The following is a 26,110-nucleotide window of genomic DNA, read 5'->3' as shown; positions in this document are numbered from 1 at the left end:
GAAGCGCACCTTCCTCTTGAAGGCACATCCCAGGGCTCGCACATGACCGGGCAGAAGCGCTCCCACCATCGACTGAAACGAGCGGTCGCACCCTATCTCTATCTGTCACCATCGCTCTTCATAATCGGCCTTCTGATGCTGCTGCCGATGGTGACGGTGATTGGCTATTCGTTCCAGAACAGCGCGGTGCTGCGTCGCGACCCGTCCTTTGCCGGACTGAAACACTACCAGGCGATCTTTGCCGATCCGGTGTTCTGGGCCTCGCTGTGGCACACGCTCTACTTCACCTGCATGAGTGTCGTCTTCCATATGACCATCGGCATGCTCTTCGCACTCATGCTGAACAGCGACCGCATCAATCCTACGCTGCGCAACATTCTGCGCGTGCTGTACATACTGCCCTGGCTGTTCACCGCGGTGATTATCGCGGTGATCTGGCGCCTGCTGCTTGAGCCGAACGGTGTCGTCAACAGCGTTCTCATGCAGATGGGCATCATCGGTTCCAAGGTCGAGTGGTTTTCCTCGCCCGCGACCGCGCTGCACGCCGTCACCTTCGCCAATATCTGGGCGGGCTACCCGCTTTTCATGGTCAGCCTGCTCGCAGGCTTGCAGGGCATTCCCAAGGATTTCTACGAGGCCGCCGATATCGACGGCGCGAAGGCCTACCAGAAGTTGATCTTCATCACCATTCCGCAGCTGATGCCGATCATCATCAGCATCTCGCTGCTCGACTTCATCTGGACCATGCAGGTCTTTCCATTGATCTGGATAACGACGGGTGGCGGTCCGATCTACTCGACCGAGGTCCTCAGCACCTACACATACAAGCTGGCGTTTTCGAGCTACAACCTGTCGCAGGCCTCGGCGAGCGCCGTGGTCATCCTGCTGATCTCTCTCGGCCTGACGCTGTTCTACATCCGCTATCAAAAGGCTCGGTAGTCACATGAGGAAAATGCACACGCCCAAAGACAGGCTGATCACCGCCGCGCTCCATGTCGCGCTTGCCGCAGGGCTCTTTTTCGCGGCCTTCCCGATCTACTGGATGCTGAGCAGCTCGTTCAAGTCGAATACCGAAATCTTTGCCCTGCCACCAACCGTCCTGCCGAAGGCCTTCACGCTGGAAGCGTATGCGGCCATCCTGGGCGACCCGGTAAAGCTGCGCTTCTTCTTCAACAGCTACTTCGTGGCCGGAGCGGTGACCGTGCTGACGGTGCTGATCGCCTTGCTGGCGGCCTATGGGTTCAGCCGTTTCAATTTCCGCGGCAAGGGCAGCCTCAACACGCTCATCATCAGCACGCAGACGATCCCGCCGATCACGCTTTTGATCCCCTTTTTCGGGCTTGTCGTCTCGTATGGCATCTTCGACACCTATGTCGCGCTGATCCTGACCTATCTGGTGTTTACGCTGCCTTATGCGATCCTGCTGATGACGGGATATCTGAACACCTTGCCCCGCGACCTCGATGAAGCGGTGGCTGTCGACGGCGGCACCAGTTGGACCGCGCTGTGGCGGGTGATCGTGCCGATTTCACTGCCCGGTATCGTGGCGACGTCGGTCTACACCTTCCTGTTGTGCTGGAACGAATTTCTCTTTGCGCTGACGCTGACGAAGTCAACGTCCATGCGCACCGTCCCGATCGGCATCCAGCTGTTGATGGGACAACACGCCTTCGAATGGAACCAGATGATGGCGATGAGCGTGCTCGGCTCGCTGCCGCTCCTGGTCATCTACCTGGTTGCCCAGAGGTTCTTCCTCGCCGGCATGACCGCAGGGTCGGTCAAATAGGATGTCCCTCCAACGGAGAGTGGAATCAAGAAACGAAAGGATGACCGTGAAAGACCTGAAAGTCGGTTGCCAGACCTTTACCTGGGAAATGCTCGGCGACCGTTTTGCCGGCAGCCCGGACGATCTGCTCAAGGCGATCGCCGATGGCGGCTATGCCGGCATCGAGATCACCGACACGATGATCGGCCGCTATGCCGGCAAGCCAACGGAGTTCGCCGCCGCGCTGAAGTCATCCGGGCTGACGCTCGTCTCCTTCGCCTTCGGCTCCAAGAGCGGTTTCACGCTCAGGGATGAGATCGGCGCCGACCTCGATACCGCCAAACGCTGGATCGACTTCGCCGCCGCCTTTCCCGGCGCGCTGGTGTCGATGGGCTCGGCCACGATCGTTTCCGACGGGCCGCGCGACCACAAGTTTGCCATCGCCGCCGAGGCCTACAACAAAGCCGGCGAGCTCGGGCGCGAGGCCGGCGTCCAGGTCGCGGTGCATCCAAGCTCGCATCACAACACGCTGCTGTTCGACCGCGCCGACTACGACCGCATCTTCGGGCTGCTCGACGCCTCGCTGGTGGGCTGGGTGCCCGACACCGGCCACATCTTGCGCGGTGGCCAGGACATGGCGGATACGCTCACCACTTATCGCGACCGCATCCGCTATGTGCATCTGAAGGATGTCGACGCGAATGGAACCTGGGCGATGCTCGGCAAGGGCGTCTGTGACACGGCGAAGGTGATCGAGATCGCTGGTGCTGCACCCAATTTCAACGGCTGGCTGGTGCTGGAGGAAGAGTCCGAAACGGCCGCCGCCGACCCTGCCGGCGCCGTCAAAACCAACCGCCAGACAATGCGCGGCTACGGAGCCTAAGACGATGACGACGAACAAGCCCCTGTCCGGCCCCGCCGCGATCGCTGCCCTGCCGCGCAACCGGCTGATCGGCGAGTTCTCGCTGTGGTCGGCCGACCTCGCCAATATGGAGCACGATTTGAAGCGCATCGAGACCCATGCCGATGTCCATCATATCGACGTCGCCGACGCCCGCTTCACCCCTGGCTTCCTGTTCTTCCCGGACCTGGTGGCGCGCATCGCCAAGCTCACCGCGAAGCCGATCCATGTCCATTTGATGGTCGAAGCCGAGATCGTCGAAGAACAGACGCGCCAGTTCATCGAGGCCGGCGCCGACCTGATCAGCGTGCACGCCGAAAACGGCGAGACCGGCCTGCGCGCCGTGAAACTGGCGCATGAACTCGGGGCCGAGGCCGGCGTGGTACTGCGGCTGGAAACACCGGTCGCGGCCGTCACGCCCTTCCTGGCGGAAGTGGCGTTCGTGACGCTGCTCGGCACCTCCATCGGCGTCAAGGGCCAGAGCCTGTCGGAGCAGGCGTGTCCGCGCCTGATCGAGGCGCGCGCGCTGATGCGCAAAGCCGGCCGCGAGGCCGACATCGTGCTTGCCGCCGATGGCGGCATCCGCCACGAGACCGTGCCGCTGCTGCGCGCCGCAGGTGCGGAGACCGTGGTGCTGGGCTCGCTGGCCTTCGGCGATCCCGACCTTGCCCGGCGCATGGCCTGGCTGCACGGGCTGGAGGTCGCCGCCTGATGACCAAGCTTGCGCTCGCCTTCGATCTCGGTGGCACGGCGCTGCGCGGTGCGCTGGTCGAGAGCGATGGCCGTATCGTCGCTCATGCTTCGGCGCCGACGCTTGCCGGTGCGGGATCGGAGGCGGTGATCGGCCAGATCGTCGCTCTGGCAGGCACGCTGCTTAGGGAACACCCGCAGGCAAACGTCGCCGGCATCGGCGTCGGTGCGCCGGGGCCACTCGACCCCAAGGCGGGGATCGTCATTGCGCCGCCAACGCTGGCCGGCTGGCACGACGTGCCGCTGATCGACATTCTGGGGCGGCATTTCGGGCTGCCGGTGCGGCTGGAAAACGACGCCAATGCGGCGGCGCTCGGCGAATGGCGTTTTGGCGCCGGACGTGGCAGCGGATCGCTGGTGTTCGTGACTGTGTCCACCGGCATTGGCGGCGGCGTCGTCGCCGATGGCCACATCTATCACGGCAGGCGCGGACTGGCGGCCGAGATCGGCCACATGACCATCACCGGTGAAGGCGACCGCTGCTTTTGCGGCGCCATCGGCTGCTTCGAGGCCGTTGCCTCCGGAACCGCGCTCGGCCGCCGCGCCACGCGACTGACCGCGCCGGGCGACGGCTCGCTCTTACGACGGCTGTCAAATGACGGCGACGTCTCGGCCAGGCATGTCGTAGAGGCTGCCAAGGCCGGCGACGCCAACGCTCTCGACCTGATCGAGGCGGAAGCACAATGGCTGGGCATCGGCTTCACCAATGTCTTGCATCTCTATTCGCCCGATCTGATTGTCATGGGTGGCGGCCTTTCCAACGGGTTCGACCTTCTGGCACCGTCGATCAGAGTGGTCATCCAGCAGCGGGCGATGCCGGCCTATCGCGACGTGCCGATCGTGCAGGCTGAACTCGGCGACCGCGCCGGGCTGATCGGCGCCGCCAGCCTGATCCTGTGGGAAGGCGAACCGGGTGCGCCGCTGGCGATGGCGCAGGACGACAAGGACAGAGGCGCGACCGCCGATGCCAGAGAGGCAAGCCACGGCTGAGCTCAAACTGCGCGGCGCGCAGCGCCAGGGTCCCCGAAGAGGACCCCTACCCTTCGCGATTCCAGCTGGCGTATTTTCGGATCGTTTGCCGCTTGTCTTCCGACAAGCCAACAAAGAGATTCTCCTCGAGATAGCCTTGCCGGATGAGATTGGCGAAGACCTATATTAGCTGTGAATAGCGATAGTCGAACATCTGGTCGATCTTCCGTCGCTGCTGCCGCAGAAAGTCTTCGACGTCCCACATTTCGGAAGGCGTTGCCGCAACGTGGGCCCTGCTCTTGAGTTCAGCCGGCGTCTTGTCGAGCGCCACCTTCAGCGCTGCGTCATAGGCTCTGCGAGCGGCCTTCCTTTCGGACGGAGACCATTTTTCGACGGTCATCGGCTATCTCTATCGAGTTCGCGGTGGCCGGCATCCGGTAGAACCCGCGACAGGCGCAGGACAGCCCCGCTTTTGGGGCCGTTCTACTTCCCGCAATGGTGATCGTTGACCTTGTTCAGCGCATTCGCGTCCGGCCCGACCCTGTCGTAGGAGCAGGGGCCGGCAGCCGTGGTGACCAGCATCTTATCATAGTAGCGCGGGCCGCCGAACAGGGCATAGAAGAGGTCGCGATGGGCGGGAACGTAGCGTTGCTCCGGTTCCGGCTGGCGATGGCGGTGCTTCTTCTCCTTGGCGAGCGCTGCGGTAGACAGGCTGCAGCCAAGCGCGAGAACAAGGGCGGAGGTCGCGAGGATCTTGATGGTCATCGGCAATACCCTTCTGACGGTTCGGAATCGCAGCATATCCAAAAGCGTGGGCCGAACAAAGGTTCCCTGATTACCATAGCCAGCGCCGATATCAGCCTGTAACGGCACTGCGCGCCCGCCGCCTTTCCGCCGCAACCAGCAAGTCGACGAAGGCGCGCACCTTGGCCGGCCTGAAGCGCGCCGGCGGGAAGACGGCGTGGATGCCCCCGGACGGCAAGGTCCAATCCGCGAACACCCGCACCAGCCGTCCCCGCGCAATGTCGTCGGCGACACTGTAGTCCGGAAAGATGCCGAGGCCGATGCCGGCCAGCACGCAGGACAGAACGCCCGGTGTCTTGTCGCAACTGACGACAGGGTTGAGTTCGGCCAGCACCGTTTCCGTGCCCCTCGAGAACAGCCATTGGCCCACCCCGCGCAACTGGGCGTTGCCGACCCAGGGCAGCGACTTCGCCCGCCTGGGGCTGGCTTCCCCAGGCAGCCTGGCGGCCAGTTCCGGGCTGGCGACGACGAATTGCTGCAGGCTGCCCAGCCGCCGCGCCAGATTGCTGGAATCGGCAAGCCAGCCGACGCGGATGCCAAGATCGATCTGCTCGTCGACCAGGTTGCTGACCGCATCGTCGAAGATCGTCTCGACCCGCATTTTCGGGTATTTTCTGAGATAGGCGGCGATGGTCGGCGCCACGACCTTCTCGCCATAGTCGAGCGGCGCCGTCAGCCGCAGCGTCCCCGTCGGTTGCGCCGCGCGCTGCGAAATGTCGCCATAGGCTGCCTCCGCCTCGCGCAGGATGATCGCGGTCCGGTCATAGAACAGACGACCCTCTTCGGTCGCCGTCACGCGCCGCGTCGTGCGCCGCAGCAGCGTTGCACCGAGCTCTTCTTCGAGCTTGCCGACCTGATGGCTGACCACAGCCTTGGCAACATCGAGACGGTCGGCAGCGGCCGTGAACGAGCCGGTCTCCACCACGGTGGCGAAGTAGACGAGCCGGTTGAGATTGAGGAGTTCGGTCACAGGCAGCTCATTGTATGATTTGATCAGACAGATTGTATGATTGATCGCTATTTTTCGCAACCGGTCCAGCTGTCATCTATCGGGCAACAGAATGAGGCCGCCATGACCAATGCAACCCTAACCTATCTTTTCGACCCGCTCTGCGGTTGGTGCTATGGCGCCACGCCGATGCTGGATCGACTGGCCGCCGGCGGGACCGCGCTCCAACTGCTGCCGGTGGGGCTTTTCTCCGGTGCCGGCGCGCGGCCGCTGGATGCTGGTTTTGCCGCCCACGCCTGGGACAATGACCAGCGCATCGCGCGGCTGAGCGGACAGCGCTTCAGCCAGGCCTATCTCGACAATGTGCTCAATGTCAGCGGCACCTTGCTCGATTCTTCCGCTGCCACCATGGGCATCAACGCCGCCGGGCTGGACGACTGGCGCCAGGAACTTGCGGCACTGAAGGCGATCCAGCATGCCCGCTATGTCGACGGCCGCGATATTGTGACGGTTGACGGCGTCGCCGCGGTACTGACCGACGCCGGCATGAGCGACGCGGCAAAGCTTTTGAAAGCGCCGACGCAGCCGTTTCTGGCGAAGCATGACGACCTGGTCAGCCGCGGGCGGATGTTGTTCCAGCGGCTGCATGTCAATGGCGTTCCCGCGCTCGCGGTGATCGGCCAAACGGCGCCGCGCCTGATCGGCGCCAACGCGCTGTTCGGCAGCTACGACAATCTCGTCGCTCACATCGAGGCGGCGTAGGCCCAGAAATTCTCCCCAGACGAAATTCTCCCCAGACGAAAGGAAAATCCCCATGAAAATCGCACTTATCGGCGCGTCCGGCCAGGTCGGCTCCCGCCTGCTTAAGGAACTCTCCGATCGCGGGCACAGCATCACCGCCATTGCCCGGCATCCAGACAAGATCGCGGCACTTCCGGGCGTGATTGCCAAGAAGGGCGACGTCTTCGACAAGGATGGCCTTGCCGCCCTGATCAAGGGTCATTACGCGGTGATCTCCTCGGTGCATTTCCTCGACAGCGATCCCGATACGCTCATCGCAGCCGTGCGTGCTTCCGGCGTCAAACGCTACCTCGTCGTCGGCGGCGCCGGCAGCCTTGAGGTTGCGCCCGGCAAGCGCCTGGTCGACACGCCGACCTTCCCTGATATCTACAAGGCCGAGGCGCAGAAGGGCGCCGACTTCCTCGACACGCTGCGGACGGTCGACGATCTCGACTGGACCTTGCTGTCGCCTTCGGCGCTGTTCGTCGCCGGCGAGCGGACCGGCAAATACCGCATCGGCAAGGACACGCTGCTGACGTCAGACAAAGGCAGCAGCATTTCCTTCGAGGACTATGCCATCGTCATGGCCGACGAGATCGAAAAGCCGGCGCATATCAAGCAGCGCTTTACCGTCGGCTACTGAGCGCACTTCATTGACAGGCGGGCCACTCGACGGAGTGGCCGGCGCCGGTTCCTATCGACGATAGTGCCATCGGAGCCTCCGATGGCACTATCGCTTTCTTCCGTTTCCACTCCTGCCGCCGGTCTGCGAACTCTCGCCCGGAGCGGTTCAGGACAGGAACGGAAACATGGCAGACATCGCAAAATCGAAAATCATTATCGTTGGCGGCAGCTCCGGAATGGGGCTGGCGTTGGCAAGGCGGTGCCTAGTCTCAGGCGCCGAAGTCATCATCGTCGGCCGCAGTGAAGCCAGGCTCAAGCGTGCCGGCGAGGCGCTGCAGAACCCTTCCGGTTTGAGCGCCGTCGCGGCCGATATCGCCAGGGAGGATCAGGTCGCTGACCTGTTCAAGCGAATTGGCCGGCTCGACCATATCGTCAGCACCGCCGCCGACATCGAAGGCGCCTATGAGTTATTGCCTTCAGTCGACCTGAAGGCGGCGCAGCGGGTCGTCGAAAGCAAATTCTACGGGCCGCTGCTGCTCGCCAAGCATGGCGCGCCGCAGCTTTCGGCCAACGGCTCCATCACCTTCACCTCAGGCATTGCCGCCTACCGGCCGGCGGCGCGCGGCTCGGTCGTTGCCGCCGTCAACGCTGCGCTGGAAGGGTTGGTGCGGGCGCTAGCGGTCGAGCTGGCGCCGGTCCGTGTCAACGCCGTCTCGCCGGGCTGGGTCGACACGCCGATCTGGAGTTTTGTGGCCGGCGACAAGAAGGACGAGACGCTCGATGCAATGGCCAGGCGCCTGCCGGTCGGCCGCGTCGGACAGCCGGACGACATTGCCGATGCCATCGCCTTTCTGATGGGCAACGGTTTTACGACAGGGACGGTTCTGCATGTCGAGGGCGGTCACCGGCTGATCTGAGCGCAGCGAAATTCCTGGCCGCGGCCGCCAGCAGCAGTTTCAGCGCCGGCGGCTGGACGCGCCGGCGGCGCCAGATCATGACCAGCGACGCCGTGCGGGCCGGACCCGGCCATGGCAATTCGACGATCTCGCCGCGATCGAGCGCGTCGGCAACGGCCAGCCGCGGCACCAGGCCCACGCCGACACCAGTCGCCACCAGGCCCGCAATGGCGCCGATGCTGCCGACTTCGGCGGCAAGTTCTGGCGCTGCCATCTCGGCAAAGGCAGTGTCGAACAGATGCCGGTAGACGCATCCGGTTTCCGTCACCACGAAACGCATCGCGGCGAGCGCGGCCAGGTCGCTCTGCCCCGATGCGGGCGCATGTTCGGGTGAGGCGACAAGGACCAGCGGCTCGGCCGATATCGTGCGCCGGGCCAGGCGTTCATCCAGACCGCCTTTGTCGAAACAGAAGGCGACGTCGATCTCGCCTTCTTCGAGCTGCCGCAGCAGGGCATCGCTGCCGGCGATTTTGAGCCGCAGACCGATCTCCGGGTGGTCGNCGCCTTCTTCGAGCTGCCGCAGCAGGGCATCGCTGCCGGCGATTTTGAGCCGCAGACCGATCTCCGGGTGGTCGCCTCGAAAGGCCGCCAGCCATTGCGGAAGTTTGACAGTGGCAATCGTCTCCAGCGCGCCGACCGTAACCGTTCCGGCGGTCATTCCCGTCGTTGCCTCGACCGCAATACGCGCCTCCTCCGCCAGTTGCAGAATCTCTTCCGCATAAGGTTTCAGCGCGTCGCCGGCCGTCGTCAGGTCGAGGCCGTGGCGCGAGCGGATGAAGAGGACGACGCCAAGTTCGCTTTCCAGCGACTGGATCTGGTCGCTGACGCTCGACTGCGCCAGATGAACCTCCCGCGCTGCACGGGTGATATTACGGTGCCGCGCCACGGCGAGGAAGGTCTTGAGCAATCGTGGGTGCATGCCGTTTCCGGATCTGTCTCTGTTCGACATTTCGGGCTTGGCTGGTCCACTTGCAACCCTGGTCCATTTGCAACCCCGGTCCATTTGCAACCCATTGACGCCGGCGTCATCTGGTTGCGGCAGACCGAAGGGCCAGAATTTCGCGGCAATGACCCGCAAGTTTTCCCACGGCCGGCGCGGTGGCCCAAGAGATCGCCTCTGGCAGATCGCATCGCACGTATGCTCTATGCCAAGCTGATTTCCAGCACCGATGGAAGGACCGACATGCCCCGCCCGCAAGGAACCATCGCCCCGATCCTGACGCCGTTCGAGAACGATGGCCGCATTGCCCGTGACCTGTGGATCTCACATGCCAAATGGGTGCTGGGCCAGGGCGCCCATTTGCTGTCGCCGTTCGGCACCACGGGCGAGGCACTGTCGCTCTCGCTCGACGAGCGCATGCAGGCGCTGGAATGGCTGGTTGCATCAGGCATTTCGCCGGGGCGCATGACGCCCGGCACCGGCGTCACCGCACTGCCCGAAACCGTCGAACTGTCGAAGCACGCGGTCGGCCTCGGCTGCGCCGCCGTGATGGTGCTGCCATCGTTCTTCTACACGGCCGCCGGGGACGATGGCCAGGCGCGCTACTACAGCGAGCTGATCGAAAGGGTGGCCAACCCGGCGCTGAAGATGATCCTCTACCACATCCCGCAGAACTCCGGCGTGCCGGTAAGCCCTGCCCTGACCGCCCGGTTGAGCGCGGCGTTTCCAGAGACGGTCGTCGCCTACAAGGATAGCGCCGGCGACTGGAACAACACGGCGGCGGTGATTGCCGCCGCACCCGACGTCGCGGTGTTCCCCAGCTCGGAGGCGCAACTGACCAAGGGGCTCGCCAGTGGTGCTGCGGGCTGTATCTCCGCGACCGTCAATCTCAACGCTGCGGCCATCCGCGCCCTCTACGACGCGACGATCGCTGGCCAAGACGTCACGGAAGCGGACGCCGCGATTAGGGCGTTCCGCAAGGTGATCCAGGATGCAGGCCTGATCCCGGCAATGAAGGCCGTGCTGGCGGTGCGCTCCGGCGACAAACGCTGGCTCAACCTCCGCGCGCCGCATGAGAATGCGACGCTGGAAAGCGGCAAGGCGCTGCTCACTGCGCTCGGTCCCGCAGCCGATCACATTGGCCGAGGTCACGCATGATGGCGGTTGGCGCAACCCACATGCTCGCATCTTTTCAATCGGCCTAAAGTGACGAGCCTGCCGCCTCTAACGCCGACACGGGCTTAAGCGGTCGCGGACGATCAGCCCCTTTCAGGCACAGTGCAATACCGCCATTGGCCCTTGAACGGTCAAAATCGAGGCGTACCATCGCGGTATCTGAAACTGAGTCTGTTTTCATTCGTCTGGGCTAATGTCCGGATCGGATTGGGTATTTTCCTTGGCAATGGATGCAACCCGCGGCGCAGCGATGCGCGGCAAATCGTTTGCCCATGTGGCGGAGGCGTCCTGGGGCAAGGGCCTCAGCACGCTGCTGCGCATCCTGCGCATGACGTTGCGCCATCCCTGGCAGGTTGCGATCACCATCGCCTCGACCTTCATCGCCGCGACGCTGCAGCTGTTCATCCCGCGCCTGCTGGGCCACGCCATCGACCAGGCGCAAGGCGTGATGGCTGGAGGCGGCGGCGCGGCGGCTGAGCAGGCGCTGTGGACGACGGCGATCACCTTGCTCGTCGTCAGCATTCTGCGCGGCCTCTTCACCATGGCGCAGAATTATTATGGCGAGGCCGTTGGCCACCGCACCGGCTATGAGCTGCGCCTGGCCTTCTACGAGAAGATCCAGCGGCTGAGCTTCTCCTTCCATGACCGGGTGCATACCGGCGACCTGATTACGCTTGGCCTGCTCGACCTCGACGGCGTGCGCATGTTCTTTTCCACCGGCATATTGCGCGTGGTGCTGCTCGGCGTGCTGATCGGCGTCGGCTCCTATCTCCTGATCAGCACCGATCTCGAGCTCGGGCTGCTCAGTCTGAGTTTCGTGCCGTTCGTCGCCTGGCGCTCCTCGGTCACACAGCTCAGGCTGCGCAGCACCTGGCTGACGCTGCAGGAGCGGCTGTCAGTGCTGAGCCGGGTGATGGACGAGAACCTCGGCGGAATCCGCGTCGTGCGCGCCTTTGCGGCGCAGCGGCATGAGCTGGAAAAATTCGACCGCGCCAAGAAGTCGGCGCTGGAGCTTGCCGACCAGCGCGTCGACATCCGCGTCTCTAACACCAGCGCCATGAATTTTTCTTTCCTGGCGGCCATGGGCCTGGTGCTGTGGTTCGGTGGCCAGAAGGTGATCGCGGGCCAGATCAGCGTCGGCACGCTGGCGCAGTTCCTCACCTTCATGACCATCCTGCAGATGCCGGTGCGCCAGCTCGGGCTGATGGTCAACTCGTTCGCCCGCGCCTCGACCTGCGGCACAAGGCTGTTCGAACTGCTTGACGCCGAACTTGACATCGAGGATGCGCCTGATGCCAAGGATCTCGTGGTCACCGAAGGCTTGCTGCGCTTCGACAATGTCGGCTTCCGCTACGCGGGCGCCGGCGGCCGGCCGGCGCTGTCGGGCATTTCCTTCGAGGCCAGGTCCGGCGAGACCGTCGGCATTGTCGGCTCGCCGGGCAGCGGCAAGTCGACCATCGCGCATCTGATCCCGCGCTTCTACGATGTGACGTCAGGCGCGATCACCATCGACGGGCAGGATATACGCGAGGTCACGCTGCAATCGTTGCGCAAGGCGGTCGGCGTCGTGCAGCAGGACGCCTTCCTGTTCACCACCTCGATCGAAAACAACATCGCCTATGGAAATCCCTGGGCGCGCGAGACCCGCATCGGGCAGGCGGCTGAATACGCCCAGTTGCACAATTACATCATCGGGCTTCCGGCCGGCTACACCACGGTCGTGGGCGAGCGCGGCTCATCGCTTTCCGGCGGCCAGCGGCAGCGCCTGACCATCGCCCGCACCCTGATGCTGCGGCCTTCGGTGCTGGTCTTCGACGATTCCACCGCGGCTGTCGACGCCGGCACCGAGCAGCGAATCCGCACCGCGATGAAGCGCTTCGCCAAGGACCGCGTGACGCTGATCATCTCGCACCGGCTGAGTTCGCTGATGCATGCCGACCAGATCCTGTTCATCGAGAATGGCCGCATCGCCGAGCGCGGCACGCACCAGGAATTGCTGGCGCTGGGTGGTCGCTACCGCGCGCTTTACGACCTGCAGCTGCGGCCGGACGACGATTTGCCGGTGGCGGTGGGAACCGCATAATGTCGACACCGGGTCACGACGAAAAAGAAGACACCAGCCGGCGGCCCACCAGGGCCGTCGTCGGTTCGCACCGCGACGAGGAAGAGGTCTTCGGCAAGGTCTACGATCCGCGCATCGTGCGCCGCATCTGGAGCTTCGTGAGACCGTACCAGGGCCGGATCTTCATCTCGGTGGCCGCCGTTTTGGTGTTCACTCTGACGCAATTGGCGATCCCGCTGGTCATCCGTTACGCCATTGACCACGGCATGGCGGCGGGCAAGGCCGACAGCTCCGTCATGAACTGGGCGATCGGTGCCTTCGCCCTGATCATCCTGATCAACTATGCCGCCAGCTATGTCCAGGAAAGCGTCGTCGGCAAGGTGGCCGAGAATGTGCTGTCGGATTTGCGCCGCGCCATGTTCAGCCATCTGCAGCGCGTCTCGCTGAGCTTCATGGACAAGACCGAGGTGGGCCGGCTGATGTCGCGCCTGCAGGGCGACGTCAATTCCATGCAGGAATTCCTCGAGACCTCGGTGATGTCGGTGGGCGACATCGTGCTGCTGTTCGGCATCGTCAGCGTTCTGTTGTGGCTCGATTTCCGGCTCGGTCTGCTGACGCTGTCGACCATGCCGGCGTTGTTCATCGTGCGCCTGTTCTGGCTGCCGCGCGCCAAGATCGCCTTCATGGCCGCGCATGAGACCAACTCGATCGCCAATGGCGCGCTGGCCGAAGGCATCCATGGCGTTCGCACGGTGCAGAGCCTGGAGCGCCAGCACGTCAATTTCGACCTTTATGACGAGAAGGTGCTGGCCAATCTCAGGGCTCACCTGACCTCGGCCAAATATGCGCAGGTGATGGTGCCGATCGTCGACACGCTGACCGGCATTGCGATGGCAACCGTGATCGTCGTCGGCGGCTCGATGGTGCTGTCGCACAGCCTCGACATCGGCGTCATGGTGGCGTTCCTGTTCTATATCCAGCGCTTCTTCGACCCGATCCGCTCGCTCACCATGCAGTACTCGGTCATGCAGCGTGCCATGGCGTCGGGCCAGCGAATTTCCGAAGTGCTCGACGTGCCGGTCGATGTCAGCGACAGACAAGGCGCGGTGGCGCTGACGCGCGACATGGACGGTTCGGTCGAGTTCAGGAACGTCACCTTCGGCTACCGGCAGAACCAGCCGGTGCTGAAAAACATGTCCTTCCGCGTCAATCCCGGCGAGACGGTTGCGCTTGTCGGTCCGACCGGTTCGGGCAAGTCGAGCTGCATGGCGCTGGTGCACCGCTTCTATGATGTCTGGTCGGGCGAGGTGCGGGTCGGCGGCCACGATGTCCGTGACGTCAGGCAGGATTCGCTCGGCGACCAGGTGGCGATGGTGCTGCAGGAGCCGTTCCTTTTTTCCGGCACGGTGCTGGAAAATATCCGCTACCAGAAGACCGAGGCCACCCGCGAAGAGGTTGTGCGCGCCGCGCAAGCCGTTGGCGCGCACGACTTCATCGAGCATTTGCCCGACGGCTACGACACCGAGCTCGAACAGCGCGGCGGCAATCTGTCCCTCGGCCAGCGCCAGCTGATCAGCTTTGCACGCGCACTGGTGGCGGATGCGAAAATCCTGGTGCTGGACGAGGCGACGGCGAGCATCGATTCCTACACCGAGATGCTGATCCAGAAGGCACTGGTCACGCTGCTGGAAGGCCGCACCGGGCTGGTCATCGCGCACCGGCTGGCGACCATACGCGGCGCCGATCGCATCATCGTCTTACAGAACGGCGAGATCGTCGAGAGCGGCAACCACGAGCAGCTGATGGCGGCCAAGGGCCTCTATGCCAGGCTCTACAACATGAACTACGTATCGTTCGACGATATTGCCGAGGAAGACATAGGCGCGCTGGCCGGCAAGGCGACGTGAGCTGCTGCCGGTTCGGCTCGACTGGAAATGGTGCGGGGCCAAAACTCGTCGTCGACCAATTCGGCTTCAGATGTCGACACGTTTCAGCTCGCCTTCCAGCGTAAGCCCGGCGTCACGCCTGCCGGCGCGTTCGGGTGGACGAGCCGCCGGCCGCCTTAAGGGCGATCCCGCGCAAATTCTGAATTCTACGCGCCGCCCAGCGCGCGCGATGGCACGCCGAGCTTGCGCCTGAACCTCAGCAAACGCCGTGATGATGGCTTTCGTTCCTTAGCCGTCGGATGAAAATCGCCGGGGAACAGGAAGGCTTGCTGGGAGTTTAGTTCTCCGAGCCGCGCCGTGAACGGCGCGGCAGCGAAGGAGACGGCATATGGGCCTGGGTACCATTCTTATTATCATCCTGATCATCGCGTTGCTCGGCGGCTTCAGCGGCCTCGGCGGCGGCCCGTTTTACGGCACTGGTTACTATGGCGGCGGTGGCCTCGGGCTGGTGCTGATCATCGTGATCATTCTGGTTGTTCTCGGGCGAATATAGGTCGCCATTGGCGGCCGCCGAGTTCTAAGGCCGCGTTTTCGCCTGACATCGAGGTTGAAGACATGGCAGCTGAAGACATTGCTGGTCCGGAAACACTGGGCCGGCGTCGGCGCGAGCGAACGCGACGAGCTGGGATATCCTAATGGTGGCACTATCCTAAGGCGGCGGGCGTAAGCTGCAGACCCCGACACCCGCCTGGCGGCCGTGGCGTTCATCGAGGCGGATCGGACGCTTCGAGAAACCCAGGACGGCGACGAGGCGGGTTCGGCCTTTCTCGCTCTTGTCGACAAGGGCAGCATCGGCCTGAAGGCCGCAATGGCAGGCACGCCTTACGCCTGAACGCGGTCAACCCGCCGTAACTCCGCCAGCAGAAACACCACCAGCACGCAGCACAGCAGGCCAAGCGACAATGGCAGTCCCTGATGTCCGGTCAGTTGCATCGCCAGCCCGGCCACGGGTGAGCCGACGATGCCGCCTACCCCCCATACGAACGCGAAGGCGGCATTGCCGGCGATCAAGGCTTGACCGGTGAAACGCTCGCCGAGCTGGATCAGCGACAGCGTGTAGATCCCGAACGAGACCCCGCCCCAGACGAAGAAGAGCGGCCAGACAAGCCATGTAGCGAAGAGCAACGGCAACAGCAAACAACCGGCCAGGCAAGCCAGGACACAGAACAGCATCATCGGCTTCGAGCCAAACCGTTCGGCGGCGCGCCCAAGCACGACCTGCAGCACGGCATTGCCGGCGATGAAACAGGTGATGAGCGAAGCGATGCGCTGCTCAGTGCTGCCGAGCGCGGCACCATAGACCGCGAACAGCGAAAGCAGGACTTGCTCGAAGGCGGCAGCCGTGAGGACTGCGAACAAGAGCAGCGGCGCCAGCGCGAAGAAGCCGCCGACCGACACCGCTTCGCCCTCACGCGGCATGTCGGGCAGGCGCGGCGCGACGGCAAGCACGATCAGGCCGCAGACAAGGAAGGCCGCGCTGCCGATGATGAAGGGTGGCCATCCTTGCGTGCCGACCAAGCCTAGCGACAGCGGGCCGAGGCCAAAGCCGGCGGAAACGATGGAGGAGTATAGGCCCATGATGCGGCCTCGGCGTGCGGCGGGTGTGATCGAGACCAGCCAGGTTTCACTGATCACGTAAAGCGGATTGGCAAAGAAGCCGAGCAGGAAGCGCAACGGCATCCAGGCCCATACATCCTGCGTCCAGGCAATCGCGATCAGGACGGTTGCTGCCAGGATCGAACACACAACCGCAAAGCGCGCCGCGCCCACCCGCCGGACCAGCGCCGGCGTGAAGAGCGACGATATAATGAAACCCAGAGGCGTCATCGCGGCCGAGAGGCCGATAAGGCCCGGTGTCGTCCCTTGCCGTTCCAGGATGAAGCTGAGCAGCGGATACGTCAGCCCCTGTGCTATGGCGAACACCGTAACTGTCGCGATGATGCCGGCCATCGCGGCCCATGCGATGTGGTTCTCCGGCGGTGACGTCGCGTCTTCGGCGCTCATGCCGACTTCGAAGCAGGATCGGCACGTTCCGGCAAGGGCAAATGCCGGCAAAGTGCCGCGGCACGCCCAAACAGGCGGTCGGGTCTTATCCGCGACATCAACTCACACTTGCCAGAAGCGTTTTACGATTTCGGCCTCGACCTGGCGTCTGGTCAGACCGATATCGTCGATCAGGTGCGGATTGGCCTCCGCCATCTGCTTGAGGTCCCAGCGAAAGCGTATCCGCTCGCGCCAGGCCGCGATCATGCCCCGCGGGCTCGTCAGATGCGGGCGAGGCGACACCGCCTTTTCCGGCCAGGCTGCACGAGCAGAAGCAAGGGTATCGTTCATGGCAACCTCCATTCGGTTTAACGGGCGACAGCCCTCGGCTTGCAAGAGGTTGAACTCTGCCGCATGCGGACGGCGCCGTAATTAAGCCCGGCCAAATAGTTCTCAAAAGTTCCAAACTGGCTAGAGCACCTCGCCGTTTCATGGAAACGGCGAGGTGCTCAACTCTTTGTTTTCACGCCATACGTCCGTGAAGCGCTCCGCCGCGCTTTCCCGTGGGAAAACCGCCTTCACACCTTCCCTGGAATTGCTCTATAGATGCGCGTTATGCAGGGATCGCGCTTTGCCTTTGGTCCGTTCGTGCTTGATCCGGGTGCGGGAACACTCCTTCGGGACCAAGTTCCCGTCGCCGCCGGCCACCGCGGACTGCAGCTGCTGGCGGCGCTCGTCGCCCGGCCCGGCGAGATTGTGGCCAAGGCCGAGTTGATGGATGCGGCATGGCCAGGCACCGCCGTTGAGGAAGGCAACCTCACCGTCCAGATTGCGCAATTGCGCAAGCTGCTGGGTCCGGCCACGAACGGCGGAGAATGGATATCGACCGTTCCGCGCGTCGGCTATCGCTTCGCCGGCGCCATCGAACAGCTCGGCGACGAGAAGCGACAGGCTTTGCCGCTGCCCGCCAAACCGTCGATAGCCGTGCTGCCCTTTGCCAATTTCAGCAACGACCCCGAGCAGGAAGCCTTCGCCGACGGGTTGACCGAAGACCTGATCACCGACCTGTCGAGGATCGGCGGCCTGTTCGTCATCGCGCGCAACTCGACCTTTGCCTACAAGGGCAAGGCGGTGGATGTGCGCGAGGTCGCCAGAGAACTTGGCGTGCGCTATCTCTTGGAGGGCAGCGCCAGACGCGCCGCCGGGCGCGTGCGCATCAACGCCCAGCTGGTCGACGCGCTGAGCGGCGAGCATTTGTGGGCAGACCGCTTCGATCGCGGCCTGGAAGATATTTTTGCCGTTCAGGACGAGGTGACGGCCAAGATCGTCGAGGCGCTGCTTGGCCGGCTGCGCGCGCCGCTGCCGCGCAACCGGCCCCGAAATCTCGAGGCCTACGATCTGTGCGTGCGAGCCCGCAACCTGATCGACGTCTCGCCGGAGACGGCGCGCGAAGCGCATCTGTTGCTGACGCGCGCGCTTGCGCTCGATCCTGACTATGCCGAAGCCTATCGCTGGCTTGCCATGAACCACTGGATGGGATGGGTGCATTGGGGAGAGCCCATTGAGCCTGCCCGCGGCCTTGCCCTGGAACTGGCGCGCAAGGCTGTGGCGATCGATCCCAACGATGCCGGCTGCCACTGGGTGCTTGCTAACCTGCTTGCCTATGAGCGCAGATTCGACGAAGCGGATGTGGGATTTGCCAAGGCGTTCGAACTCGACCCGAACGAGGCCGATGCCTGGGCGACATTGTCCGACATCGCGGTCCTGGCCGGGCGCGTCGACGACGGCCTCGACTATATCGGCAAGGCGTTCCGGCTGAACCCGTTTCCGGCAAGCTGGTACTACCTGACGCTCGGCCAGGCGCAATATGCGGCGCGCGACTATGAAGCCGCCGTCGAGACGACGCGCCGGGACGAGACGTATCGGACAAGCTCGCGCCGTTTCCTTGCGGCAAGCCTTGCGCAACTCGGCCGGATCGACGAGGCGCGCGCCGAGGTCGACCTGTTCCTTGTCGCGAACCCACATTTCACCACCCGCCACTGGGTCGAGACGGAGCCGTTCCGCGACACTGCCACGCTCGACCATTTCGTCGATGGCTTCCGAAAGGCCGGCCTTCCGGAGTGACGGACCGGCGTGCTCGATCGATGCCAGGCACCGTCGGTTGCGGATCAATCCTGCCAATGTTTGCAAGTCGCGAGGCCGCTCGACCGATCTTGCTTCCGCGTGCAGTCATCCAACAGCGATGCAGCGAAGCGGCGCGCGAAACCTCTGTCACGGTGAAGCCGGCTGGAACGGCCACGATCGATCCGGCCACGGGTGAGCGCTGGGCGGCGGCTGGCGACTGCCTGTTGCGCTCTCGTCTGCAATGCCGGCATCGCGGTAGCCGTGGGCAATGATCGGCTTGCCTCGTTGAGCTTTCAGCGACGCGCTCCGACAACTCGCGATGATTTTTCTAGATGCCGGATGATTTTTCTAGATGCTGTTTATCGAAGCACGATCTTTTCCGAAAACCGGTTCCCACTTTTCGGGATCATGCTCTCGCGGCTGGCGTGATCGAGAAGTCCGCGCAATCTGATTGTCCGAGCGCCCTTCGGCTTTCCTTGTTTGAGGTCGGCAGCGGGAGTAATAGTCGCCACGGAATTGCGAGGAGGAAAAGATGACGCTGAACTTCGACCCGAAGGCGAAGGCCACGGCGTTGTACCATGGCGAATTCCGACCGATGTTCATTGGCGGCAAGTGGGTCGCGGCGCAGTCCGGCCAGGAGATGCAGGCACTCAATCCGGCAACAGGCGAGGTGCTCGCGACAGTGCCGCGGGGCGGGGCTGCCGATATCGACGTGGCGGTGGCCGCCGCACGCGCGGCCTTCGAAGGCCCATGGTCCAAATTCTCACCCTACGAGCGGCAGTGCGTGCTGCTCAGGATCGCCGATCTGTTCGAGACGCATTGGGAAGAGCTCAGCGTTTCCGACACGCTCGATATGGGACTGCCGATCACGCGCACGCTCGCCAACCGGCGCCGCGTCATCGGCATGCTGCGCTTCTATGCCGGCATGGCGACGGCGCTGCATGGCGAGACGATCGACAATTCGATTCCCGGCGAGATCGTCACCTTCACCCGGCGCGAGCCGGTGGGCGTCGTTGGTGCGATCATTCCCTGGAACGCGCCGACCGCCGCCTCGATCTGGAAGATCGCGCCGGCGCTGGCGACAGGCTGCACCATCGTGCTGAAACCGTCCGAGGATGCGTCGCTGACGCCGCTGCTGATCGCGCAACTGATGCAGGAAGCCGGCGTGCCTGACGGCGTCGTCAACGTCGTCACCGGCACCGGGGCGGAAGCCGGTGCGCGGCTCGCCGAACATCCAGACGTCAACAAGATCGTTTTCACCGGTTCGACGCTGACCGGCCAGGCCATCGCGCGGGCAGCCGTGGCCAACCTCAAACGCGTTTCACTGGAGCTCGGCGGCAAGTCGCCGATAATCGTCTGCCGCGACGCCGACATCGACAAGGCTGTTCCGATCGCGGCGATGGCGGTGTTCGTGCATTCGGGCCAGATCTGCATTGCCGGCTCGCGGCTGTTCGTGGCGCGCGAAATCCATGACGAGTTCGTCCGCCGGCTCGCCGATTTCGCGGGCAGACTGCGGATCGGCCATGGCATCGAGGCAGAGACGGAAATCGGACCGCTCATCAATGCCAGGCAGGCAGGCAAGGTGGAGGGCTATATCAGGGCCGGCAGCGACGAAGGCGCCGAACTGGTCGCCGGTGGCTCGCGGCTGACCGGCGAGCTCTACGATGGCGGCAACTTCATTGCACCGACGGTCTTCGGCGCCGTGTCGGACCAGATGACCATCGCGCGCGAGGAGATTTTCGGCCCGGTCATTTCGGCGATGCCCTTCGACACGCTCGACGAAGCGGTGGCGCGTGCCAATGCGACGCCCTATGGCCTGGCCGCCGGCATCTTCACCACGCATCTGGGCACCGCGCACAAGCTTGCGCGCCGGGTCAAGGCCGGCTCGGTCTGGGTCAACATGTACCATGCCATCGACCCGGCGGTGCCGTTCGGCGGCATGAAGATGTCGGGTTATGGCCGCGAGGGCGGCATCGAGCATCTGCACGAGTATCTGGAGACCAAGTCGGTCTGGATCCAGACCGACTGATATTCGCGCGGCGTACTCTGCGAAATCACGATGAAACCACAAGGGCCAGGACGGCGGCGCAGTCACCGGCTTTGACCAGGCCGGGGAAATGCCGCGCCGCCAGAATGCCGGACATTTTTGCCCGGATTTCCTGCGGAGCGATGCCGGTGCGGCCGGTGGAATGGATGCGCGCCAGCACCGAGCCTTCTTTCACAGGCTCGCCGAGATCGACCATGGTTTCGATCATGCCGTCCTCCTCGGCGAAGGAGAAACAATCGCCTGACGGCATGTCGAGCCACTGAGTTCTGCCCTTCTCGACCGCACCATCAACAATGCCGGCATGGCGCAGCACATTGCTGATGCCGCGCCGCGCGATCCGCACAGTCTGTGCGCGCGAGGTGCCGCCGCCGCCAAGCTCGGTGCTGACGAAGACCTTGCCCATTTCCTCCGCCGCCGTGTCATACATGCCGACGGAGTCGATCTCGATCATGCGCATCGAGAACGGGGCAGAGAATGCGGCGACCGCGTCGAAGGCTTTCTGCTCCAGTGCCTTGTCGGGCACGGTGTGCGCGGCACAGAAGGGCACGAAATCCAGCGTCCTGCCGCCGGAGTGGAAATCGAAGACGAGGTCGGCGCGCGGCAGCAGTTCGCGTTGAAAGTAGTCGGCGATCTTCTCGGTCACCGTGCCGTCGGGGCGGCCGGGAAAGCTGCGGTTCATATTGCCCTTGTCGATCGGCGACGTCCGCGTGCCGGCGCGGAAGGCCGGATAGTTCATCGCCGGCACAATGATCACCGTGCCGCTGACCTGTTTGGGATCGAGCGTGCGGGCAAGATCGTAGAGCGCCAGCGGCCCCTCATACTCGTCGCCATGGTTGCCGCCGGTGAGCAGCGCGGCCGGCCCCTTGCCGTTGCGGATGACGCAGATCGGGATCATCACCGAGCCCCAGGCCGAGTCGTCGCGGCTGTAGGGCAGGCGCAGGAAACCATGTTGCACGCCGTCCTTGTCGAAATCGACGGTCGGCGCGATCGGAGATGGGCGGAGGCTAGGCATCGGGCTCAATTCTTCACCACCAGTTTGCGCGGTACATTGGCGAGGCACTCTACACCGGTTTCGGTGATCAGGATGGACTCGGTGATTTCCAGTCCCATCGTCTCCAGCCACAGGCCGGTCATGAAATGGAAGGTCATGCCGGGCTTGAGTTCGGTGCGGTCGCCGGGGCGCAGGCTCATGGTGCGTTCGCCCCAATCCGGCGGATAGGATAGGCCGATGGAGTAGCCGGTGCGGTTGTCCTTGACGATGCCATATTTCTTCAACACGGCGAAAAAGGCGTTGGCGATGTCCTCGCAGGCATTGCCGGGCTTTGCCGCCGCCAGCCCCGCCTCCATGCCTTCCAGTGTCGCCTTCTCGGCATCGAGGAATTCCTGTGTCGGCTTGCCGAGAAAGACGGTGCGCGACAGCGGGCAATGGTAGCGGTTGTAGCAGCCGGCGATCTCGAAGAAGGTGCCCTCGCCCGACTTCATCGGCTGGTCGTCCCAGGTGAGATGCGGCGCCGAGGCGTCGGCGCCCGACGGCAGCAGCGGCACGATCGCCGGATAGTCGCCGCCGACGCCATCGACACCGCGCGTGCCGGCATCGTAGATCTCGGCGACCAGATCGCATTTGCGCATGCCGACCTGGATCTTGTCGACGATGCGCTGGTGCATGGCTTCGACGATGCGGGCCGCCTTGCGCATATAGTCGATTTCAGTCGGGCTCTTCACCGCGCGCTGCCAATTGACCAGCGCTGTCGCGTCGACGAAGCGGGCGTTGGGCAGGTGCTTCTGCAACGCGGCGAAGGCGGCAGCCGAGAACCAGTAATTGTCCATCTCGACGCCGATGGTCAGCTTGCCCCAGCCGCGATCACTGAGCACTCTGGCCAAAAAATCCATCGGGTGGCGCTCGGTCGACTGCACGTAGTGGTCGGCATAGCCGACGATGTTGTCATGCGCGAGATAGGCGGTGCGCTTGGCGCCATTGGCATCCTGGCCGCGACCGTACCAGACCGGCTCGCCCGATGGTGGCACGATCACCGCCTGATGCACATAGAACGACCAGCCATCATAGCCGGTCAGCCAGGCCATGTTGGATGGGTCGCTGATAACAAGCAGATCGACGCCTTTCCCCTCCATGGCTTTTCGCGTCTTGGCGAGGCGATCCGCAAATTCGCCACGCGAGAATTTTAGGTTCGGCTGCATTGTTCTTGGTCCTCGTTTGTTGGGGTCCTGGAGCCCGTTTTCACTTCGTTGGATCCGGCTCCAGGAATTTTTTGCTTGAGCATGATCTGATCGGAAAACCGGTTTCCACTTTTCCGGATCATGCTTGCGGCCAGCATCAGCTCTCGAAAACGGTTCCGGCATTGGCCGCCCGCGCCCGGTCGCGAGCGAGCGTGGCGATCGCCGTATCCTGCACGCCGGTGCCGGTGAGGTCGGCAATGGTGATATCGCTGGGTGAGCGCCTTCCGTGCCGTTCGCCGGCGATGATCTGGCCGAGTTCGGTGACCTCGGCATCGGCTCCCATCACGCCCGATGCGATGGCGTGATGCAGTTCTCCCAGACGCCGTGTCTGCTTGGCGCTGTCGGCGACATAGAGATCGGCCATGCGCAGGATCGCCGGCGCGATCTCGTTCTTGTGTTCGGCATCCGAGCCCATGGCGGTGATGTGCTGCCCGGCAACGACAAAGCCGGCCTTGATCAGCGGCTCGGTCGACGGCGTGGTGGTGACGATGATGTCGGCGCCGATGGTTGCTTTGGCTGCATCCGGCTCGGCGCGCACGAGGACGCCAAGTTTTTCGCGCAGCGCGCCTGCGGCCGCCTCCGCCTTGACGGCATCGCGCGCCCAGATACGTGCCTCGGCGATCGGCCGCACCAACATGAGCGCTTCGAGTTGCAGCCCGGCTTGCACGCCGGCGCCGAAGATTGCGGCGACGGACGAATCCGGCCGCGACAGATGCTTCGCCGCGACGGCGCCGGCAGCAGCGGTGCGGACATCGGTGAGATAGCCATTGTCGAGCAGCAGCGCCTCGACCACACCGGTTCTTGCCGAGAGCAACACCATCATGCCGCCCCCGCTGGGCAGACCGAGCTTCGGATTGTCGAAGAAGCCGGAGCTTATCTTGACGACGAAACCGTCTATTCCAGGCACATAGGCCGACTTCACATCGACCTCGCCGCGCTGCTCGTGAATGTCCAACCGCAGGATCGGCGGCATCGCCACCGGCAATGTGGCGAGCGCGCGGAAAGCGTTTTCGACGCAGGCGACCGCGTCGAGATCGAGCGGCACGATTGTGCGCAGTTCCTTCTCGGTGAGGATCGTCATCCGGCTCATGCGACGCGCTCCGCGAAGGCGCGCACTGCGAATGATAGTGTTCCGTCACACCCCCCTCTGGCCTGCCGGCCATCTCCCCCGCAAGGGGGGAGATAGGACTGCACTCCTGCCTTCGCCAATCTCCAGCGCAGCAAGAACAGCGACCGCATCGAAGCTGCCGATCTCCCCCCTTGCGGGGGAGATGTCCGACAGGACAGAGGGGGGTGGGCGGGAATTCGGCGTGGGAGAGTTTTCATGCCGCGCGCTCCGCGATTGCGTCACCGCAGACGATCTTGCGATGCGTGTTCATGTCGATATTGCGGCCCGAGAGAAGAACGACCACCAGCCCGGTCGCCCTGACCTTGCCGGCGAGTAGCGCAGCGATGCCGACCGCTCCGGCGCCTTCGACGATCTCGCGCTCCTGTTCATAGGCATGGCGGATGCCGGCGGCGATCTCGTCCTCGCTGAGCAGGATGACGTCGTCGAGCAGATCGCGGCACATGGCGAAGGTCAGCCGGTTGTCGAGACCGATGCCGCCGCCGAGCGAATCCGCCAGTGTCGGCAACTCCTCGATCTCGACCGGCCGGCCGGCGTCGAGGCTGGCCTTCATCGCAGCACCACGTGCCATCGAAACACCTATGATTTTTGTCCCGGGGCTGACGCCCTTCACGGCGGCGGCAATGCCCGAAGCAAGGCCGCCACCGGAGAGTTGCACCAGGACGAGAGCGGCGTCCGGGACCTGCTCGATCATCTCCAGTCCGAGCGTGCCTTGCCCGGCGATGATGGCCGGGTGGTCGAAGGGCGGCAGCATCACCACTCCCTCCTGCGCCACCAGCCGTTCGACCTCCTGCTGCGCCTCGTCCTGACTGTTGCCGATGATGCGGACATCCGCGCCAAGCCGACGGATTTCGTCGAGCTTGTTGCCCGGCACCAGTCGCGACATGCAGATCACCGCACGCATGCCTTCGAGCTTCGCGGCATGGGCCAGCGCACGGCCATGATTGCCGGTCGACGCCGCGACCACGCCGCGCGCCTTCTCCTCGGCGCTCAGCGAAGCAACGGCATTCGAGGCGCCGCGCAGCTTGAAGCTGCCGGTGGTCTGGCGGTGTTCAAGCTTGAGGTGGACCGGGATGCCCAGTCGTTCGGAAAGGCTGTGAGATAACCCTGTCGGCGTGCGTTCGATTTTGCCGGCAATTCGCTCCCGGGCGGCACGAATATCGTTAAGGGTGACTGTCGTCATGATCGTCAATCGCGCGGCAAAGGCAGCGTCATCAGACGGCCAAATTCGGGATGCGACGTCCCGTCGCCACACAACCGCAAACAATTCCAGGCGCTGGCCTGATTGCTGGTGACGACCGGGCGGTCGATCGCCTGTTCCATGCCGGGAACCGCGAGCGCTCCGCGCAATGCGGTGCAGGACACGAACAGTGCATCGGCCTGCGCATGCGTCGCCTCACGAGCTAGGTCGACGATCGCTGCCGGCGCAATGCGCGCCATCTCGCGATCGTCCTCGAAGCCGAGGCAGGTGAAGCTGACGATCTCAAAGCCGCGCTCGCCGAAATACGTCGCCATCGGCCTGGAGGTTTCGACGGTGTAAGGGGTGAGGATGCTGATCTTTTTCGCGCCCAGCGCCTGCAGCCCGCGCACGCCGGCCATCGGCGGCGTGACGACGGGAACACCCGGCTTGGCAGACTGGATCGCGGCCTCGATTTCAGCGTCGCCAATCACCACCGAGGCCGAGGTGCAGGAGTAGCAGATCGCGTCGAGCGGCTCATCGGGCAGGATGAGGGCAGCACCCGCCGCCAGCTCGGGCTGCATCTTGCGGAGATTCTCGGGTGTGGTCGGATTCTTGTAGGGAATGCGCGCGACATAGACGCCGACCCGCTCGCTCGCCACCATGCGGCGGAAATCCGGTTCGCTGGTGTGGTCGGTGGCAAGGATGATCAGGCCGACGCGCTTTTCCAGCGGGCGCGCATCGAGCGCCGGCCTTGTCGGCATCAGCCTGATCTCGGGCAGCGGTTTCATCTCAG

The 26,110-nt window shown here is 63.9% G+C and carries 26 protein-coding genes; 15 read left to right on the top strand and 11 right to left on the bottom strand.

Annotated elements, in window-relative coordinates; genetic code table 11:
* The first annotated feature begins 42 nt into the window (after window positions 1-42).
* The 5 genes from X771_RS158870 to X771_RS158890 are packed head-to-tail and all read left to right on the top strand — an operon-like array spanning window position 43 to window position 4,406.
* Window positions 43-939 carry a sugar ABC transporter permease gene (locus X771_RS158870; RefSeq protein WP_023686994.1) on the top strand — a complete coding sequence of 299 codons (897 nt, stop codon included), beginning with the start codon at window positions 43-45 and terminating at the stop codon, window positions 937-939.
* Between the two features lie 4 nt (window positions 940-943).
* Window positions 944-1,786, top strand: a complete 843-nt coding sequence (locus X771_RS158875) for a carbohydrate ABC transporter permease (protein ID WP_023686993.1) — start codon at window positions 944-946, stop codon at window positions 1,784-1,786.
* Window positions 1,787-1,826: 40 nt separating this feature from the next.
* Window positions 1,827-2,648: a sugar phosphate isomerase/epimerase gene (locus tag X771_RS158880; RefSeq protein WP_023686992.1), complete on the top strand. Its 822-nt coding sequence runs from the start codon at window positions 1,827-1,829 to the stop codon at window positions 2,646-2,648.
* Between the two features lie 4 nt (window positions 2,649-2,652).
* Entirely contained in the window at window positions 2,653-3,378 is a 726-nt protein-coding gene (locus tag X771_RS158885; protein ID WP_031202456.1) for a ribulose-phosphate 3-epimerase, read from the top strand.
* Window positions 3,378-4,406 (top strand): ROK family protein, encoded by a 1,029-nt coding sequence (locus X771_RS158890; protein ID WP_023686990.1) that lies wholly within the window; start codon window positions 3,378-3,380, stop codon window positions 4,404-4,406. The genes X771_RS158885 and X771_RS158890 overlap by 1 nt, the downstream gene beginning before the upstream one ends.
* Window positions 4,407-4,566: 160 nt before the next feature.
* On the opposite strand, the gene X771_RS01000000164735 is transcribed toward X771_RS158890, so the two are convergent.
* The 3 genes from X771_RS01000000164735 to X771_RS158900 all read right to left on the bottom strand — a co-directional run bounded on the left by X771_RS01000000164735 (window position 4,567) and on the right by X771_RS158900 (window position 6,159).
* Window positions 4,567-4,785 carry a hypothetical protein gene (locus tag X771_RS01000000164735; RefSeq protein WP_023686989.1) on the bottom strand — a complete coding sequence of 73 codons (219 nt, stop codon included), beginning with the start codon at window positions 4,783-4,785 and terminating at the stop codon, window positions 4,567-4,569.
* A gap of 83 nt (window positions 4,786-4,868) precedes the next feature.
* Entirely contained in the window at window positions 4,869-5,150 is a 282-nt protein-coding gene (locus X771_RS158895; protein ID WP_023686988.1) for a hypothetical protein, read from the bottom strand.
* Between the two features lie 91 nt (window positions 5,151-5,241).
* Window positions 5,242-6,159 (bottom strand): LysR family transcriptional regulator, encoded by a 918-nt coding sequence (locus tag X771_RS158900; RefSeq protein WP_023686987.1) that lies wholly within the window; start codon window positions 6,157-6,159, stop codon window positions 5,242-5,244.
* 102 nt (window positions 6,160-6,261) lie between these two features.
* Here X771_RS158900 and X771_RS158905 point away from each other — a divergent pair, with 102 nt between their 5' ends.
* The 3 genes from X771_RS158905 to X771_RS158915 all read left to right on the top strand — a co-directional run bounded on the left by X771_RS158905 (window position 6,262) and on the right by X771_RS158915 (window position 8,459).
* The gene (locus X771_RS158905) at window positions 6,262-6,900 is read left to right on the top strand and encodes a DsbA family protein (RefSeq protein WP_023686986.1); all 639 of its coding nucleotides are present in this window, start codon (window positions 6,262-6,264) and stop codon (window positions 6,898-6,900) included.
* Between the two features lie 52 nt (window positions 6,901-6,952).
* Window positions 6,953-7,561 carry an NAD(P)-dependent oxidoreductase gene (locus X771_RS158910; protein WP_023686985.1) on the top strand — a complete coding sequence of 203 codons (609 nt, stop codon included), beginning with the start codon at window positions 6,953-6,955 and terminating at the stop codon, window positions 7,559-7,561.
* 166 nt (window positions 7,562-7,727) lie between these two features.
* Window positions 7,728-8,459, top strand: a complete 732-nt coding sequence (locus X771_RS158915) for an SDR family oxidoreductase (RefSeq protein ID WP_023686984.1) — start codon at window positions 7,728-7,730, stop codon at window positions 8,457-8,459.
* On the opposite strand, the gene X771_RS158920 is transcribed toward X771_RS158915, so the two are convergent.
* Window positions 8,410-9,417: a LysR family transcriptional regulator gene (locus tag X771_RS158920; RefSeq protein ID WP_023686983.1), complete on the bottom strand. Its 1,008-nt coding sequence runs from the start codon at window positions 9,415-9,417 to the stop codon at window positions 8,410-8,412. The genes X771_RS158915 and X771_RS158920 overlap by 50 nt on opposite strands.
* Window positions 9,418-9,681: 264 nt before the next feature.
* Here X771_RS158920 and X771_RS158925 point away from each other — a divergent pair, with 264 nt between their 5' ends.
* From X771_RS158925 to X771_RS1000000169700, 5 genes are all read left to right on the top strand, one after another.
* Window positions 9,682-10,596 carry a dihydrodipicolinate synthase family protein gene (locus tag X771_RS158925; protein ID WP_023686982.1) on the top strand — a complete coding sequence of 305 codons (915 nt, stop codon included), beginning with the start codon at window positions 9,682-9,684 and terminating at the stop codon, window positions 10,594-10,596.
* Window positions 10,597-10,864: 268 nt separating this feature from the next.
* On the top strand, window positions 10,865-12,697 hold the full coding sequence (locus tag X771_RS158930; RefSeq protein ID WP_245262523.1) for an ABC transporter ATP-binding protein: 1,833 nt from the start codon (window positions 10,865-10,867) through the stop codon (window positions 12,695-12,697).
* Window positions 12,697-14,583, top strand: coding sequence for an ABC transporter ATP-binding protein (locus X771_RS158935; RefSeq protein WP_023686980.1), 1,887 nt, complete (start codon window positions 12,697-12,699; stop codon window positions 14,581-14,583). The genes X771_RS158930 and X771_RS158935 overlap by 1 nt, the downstream gene beginning before the upstream one ends.
* Before the next feature lie 367 nt (window positions 14,584-14,950).
* Window positions 14,951-15,115 carry a DUF3309 family protein gene (locus X771_RS1000000166400; RefSeq protein ID WP_023667887.1) on the top strand — a complete coding sequence of 55 codons (165 nt, stop codon included), beginning with the start codon at window positions 14,951-14,953 and terminating at the stop codon, window positions 15,113-15,115.
* Window positions 15,116-15,319: 204 nt separating this feature from the next.
* Entirely contained in the window at window positions 15,320-15,454 is a 135-nt protein-coding gene (locus X771_RS1000000169700) for a hypothetical protein (RefSeq protein ID WP_023686979.1), read from the top strand.
* Here X771_RS1000000169700 and X771_RS158940 read toward each other — a convergent pair.
* Window positions 15,445-16,626: an MFS transporter gene (locus X771_RS158940; RefSeq protein WP_023686978.1), complete on the bottom strand. Its 1,182-nt coding sequence runs from the start codon at window positions 16,624-16,626 to the stop codon at window positions 15,445-15,447. The two genes, X771_RS1000000169700 and X771_RS158940, sit on opposite strands and share 10 nt — an antisense overlap.
* A gap of 102 nt (window positions 16,627-16,728) precedes the next feature.
* Window positions 16,729-16,956 (bottom strand): DUF1127 domain-containing protein, encoded by a 228-nt coding sequence (locus tag X771_RS158945; protein ID WP_023686977.1) that lies wholly within the window; start codon window positions 16,954-16,956, stop codon window positions 16,729-16,731.
* A 255-nt stretch (window positions 16,957-17,211) separates the two neighbouring features.
* Between X771_RS158945 and X771_RS158950 the strand changes: the two genes are divergently transcribed.
* Together X771_RS158950 and X771_RS158955 are read left to right on the top strand one after the other, a co-directional pair.
* Window positions 17,212-18,729 (top strand): winged helix-turn-helix domain-containing protein, encoded by a 1,518-nt coding sequence (locus tag X771_RS158950; protein ID WP_031202454.1) that lies wholly within the window; start codon window positions 17,212-17,214, stop codon window positions 18,727-18,729.
* A 532-nt stretch (window positions 18,730-19,261) separates the two neighbouring features.
* Window positions 19,262-20,758, top strand: coding sequence for an aldehyde dehydrogenase family protein (locus tag X771_RS158955; RefSeq protein WP_023686975.1), 1,497 nt, complete (start codon window positions 19,262-19,264; stop codon window positions 20,756-20,758).
* Window positions 20,759-20,783: 25 nt separating this feature from the next.
* Here X771_RS158955 and doeB read toward each other — a convergent pair whose 3' ends face one another.
* The 5 genes from doeB to eutA form a co-directional block, all read right to left on the bottom strand.
* The gene (doeB, locus tag X771_RS158960) at window positions 20,784-21,788 is read right to left on the bottom strand and encodes a N(2)-acetyl-L-2,4-diaminobutanoate deacetylase DoeB (protein ID WP_023686974.1); all 1,005 of its coding nucleotides are present in this window, start codon (window positions 21,786-21,788) and stop codon (window positions 20,784-20,786) included.
* Between the two features lie 5 nt (window positions 21,789-21,793).
* A complete protein-coding gene (gene doeA, locus X771_RS158965) occupies window positions 21,794-22,972 on the bottom strand; it encodes an ectoine hydrolase DoeA (protein WP_023667880.1) in 1,179 nt (392 codons plus the stop codon).
* Between the two features lie 136 nt (window positions 22,973-23,108).
* Window positions 23,109-24,101 (bottom strand): cyclodeaminase, encoded by a 993-nt coding sequence (locus X771_RS158970; protein ID WP_023686973.1) that lies wholly within the window; start codon window positions 24,099-24,101, stop codon window positions 23,109-23,111.
* A gap of 232 nt (window positions 24,102-24,333) precedes the next feature.
* Entirely contained in the window at window positions 24,334-25,320 is a 987-nt protein-coding gene (gene eutB / locus X771_RS158975; RefSeq protein WP_023686972.1) for a hydroxyectoine utilization dehydratase EutB, read from the bottom strand.
* A 5-nt stretch (window positions 25,321-25,325) separates the two neighbouring features.
* Complete coding sequence (eutA, locus tag X771_RS158980) at window positions 25,326-26,105, bottom strand: ectoine utilization protein EutA (RefSeq protein WP_023686971.1); 780 nt, start codon at window positions 26,103-26,105, stop codon at window positions 25,326-25,328.
* Between the last annotated feature and the right edge of the window lie 5 nt (window positions 26,106-26,110).

Source organism: Mesorhizobium sp. LSJC269B00 (assembly GCF_000502815.1).
Taxonomy (GTDB): domain Bacteria; phylum Pseudomonadota; class Alphaproteobacteria; order Rhizobiales; family Rhizobiaceae; genus Mesorhizobium.
The sequence above is the reverse complement of the archived record's forward strand: the minus strand, read 5'-3'. Positions and strand labels throughout refer to the sequence as shown.

Coding starts and splice junctions, on each gene's coding strand:
- X771_RS158870 (WP_023686994.1), top strand. CDS start 43: ATGACCGGGCAGAAGCGCTCCCACCATCGACTGAAACGAGCGGTCGCA.
- X771_RS158875 (WP_023686993.1), top strand. CDS start 944: ATGAGGAAAATGCACACGCCCAAAGACAGGCTGATCACCGCCGCGCTC.
- X771_RS158880 (WP_023686992.1), top strand. CDS start 1,827: ATGACCGTGAAAGACCTGAAAGTCGGTTGCCAGACCTTTACCTGGGAA.
- X771_RS158885 (WP_031202456.1), top strand. CDS start 2,653: ATGACGACGAACAAGCCCCTGTCCGGCCCCGCCGCGATCGCTGCCCTG.
- X771_RS158890 (WP_023686990.1), top strand. CDS start 3,378: ATGACCAAGCTTGCGCTCGCCTTCGATCTCGGTGGCACGGCGCTGCGC.
- X771_RS01000000164735 (WP_023686989.1), bottom strand. CDS start 4,785: ATGACCGTCGAAAAATGGTCTCCGTCCGAAAGGAAGGCCGCTCGCAGA.
- X771_RS158895 (WP_023686988.1), bottom strand. CDS start 5,150: ATGACCATCAAGATCCTCGCGACCTCCGCCCTTGTTCTCGCGCTTGGC.
- X771_RS158905 (WP_023686986.1), top strand. CDS start 6,262: ATGACCAATGCAACCCTAACCTATCTTTTCGACCCGCTCTGCGGTTGG.
- X771_RS158910 (WP_023686985.1), top strand. CDS start 6,953: ATGAAAATCGCACTTATCGGCGCGTCCGGCCAGGTCGGCTCCCGCCTG.
- X771_RS158915 (WP_023686984.1), top strand. CDS start 7,728: ATGGCAGACATCGCAAAATCGAAAATCATTATCGTTGGCGGCAGCTCC.
- X771_RS158925 (WP_023686982.1), top strand. CDS start 9,682: ATGCCCCGCCCGCAAGGAACCATCGCCCCGATCCTGACGCCGTTCGAG.
- X771_RS158930 (WP_245262523.1), top strand. CDS start 10,865: ATGCGCGGCAAATCGTTTGCCCATGTGGCGGAGGCGTCCTGGGGCAAG.
- X771_RS158935 (WP_023686980.1), top strand. CDS start 12,697: ATGTCGACACCGGGTCACGACGAAAAAGAAGACACCAGCCGGCGGCCC.
- X771_RS1000000166400 (WP_023667887.1), top strand. CDS start 14,951: ATGGGCCTGGGTACCATTCTTATTATCATCCTGATCATCGCGTTGCTC.
- X771_RS158940 (WP_023686978.1), bottom strand. CDS start 16,626: ATGAGCGCCGAAGACGCGACGTCACCGCCGGAGAACCACATCGCATGG.
- X771_RS158945 (WP_023686977.1), bottom strand. CDS start 16,956: ATGAACGATACCCTTGCTTCTGCTCGTGCAGCCTGGCCGGAAAAGGCG.
- X771_RS158950 (WP_031202454.1), top strand. CDS start 17,212: ATGCGCGTTATGCAGGGATCGCGCTTTGCCTTTGGTCCGTTCGTGCTT.
- X771_RS158955 (WP_023686975.1), top strand. CDS start 19,262: ATGACGCTGAACTTCGACCCGAAGGCGAAGGCCACGGCGTTGTACCAT.
- doeB (WP_023686974.1), bottom strand. CDS start 21,788: ATGCCTAGCCTCCGCCCATCTCCGATCGCGCCGACCGTCGATTTCGAC.
- doeA (WP_023667880.1), bottom strand. CDS start 22,972: ATGCAGCCGAACCTAAAATTCTCGCGTGGCGAATTTGCGGATCGCCTC.
- X771_RS158970 (WP_023686973.1), bottom strand. CDS start 24,101: ATGAGCCGGATGACGATCCTCACCGAGAAGGAACTGCGCACAATCGTG.
- eutB (WP_023686972.1), bottom strand. CDS start 25,320: ATGACGACAGTCACCCTTAACGATATTCGTGCCGCCCGGGAGCGAATT.
- eutA (WP_023686971.1), bottom strand. CDS start 26,105: ATGAAACCGCTGCCCGAGATCAGGCTGATGCCGACAAGGCCGGCGCTC.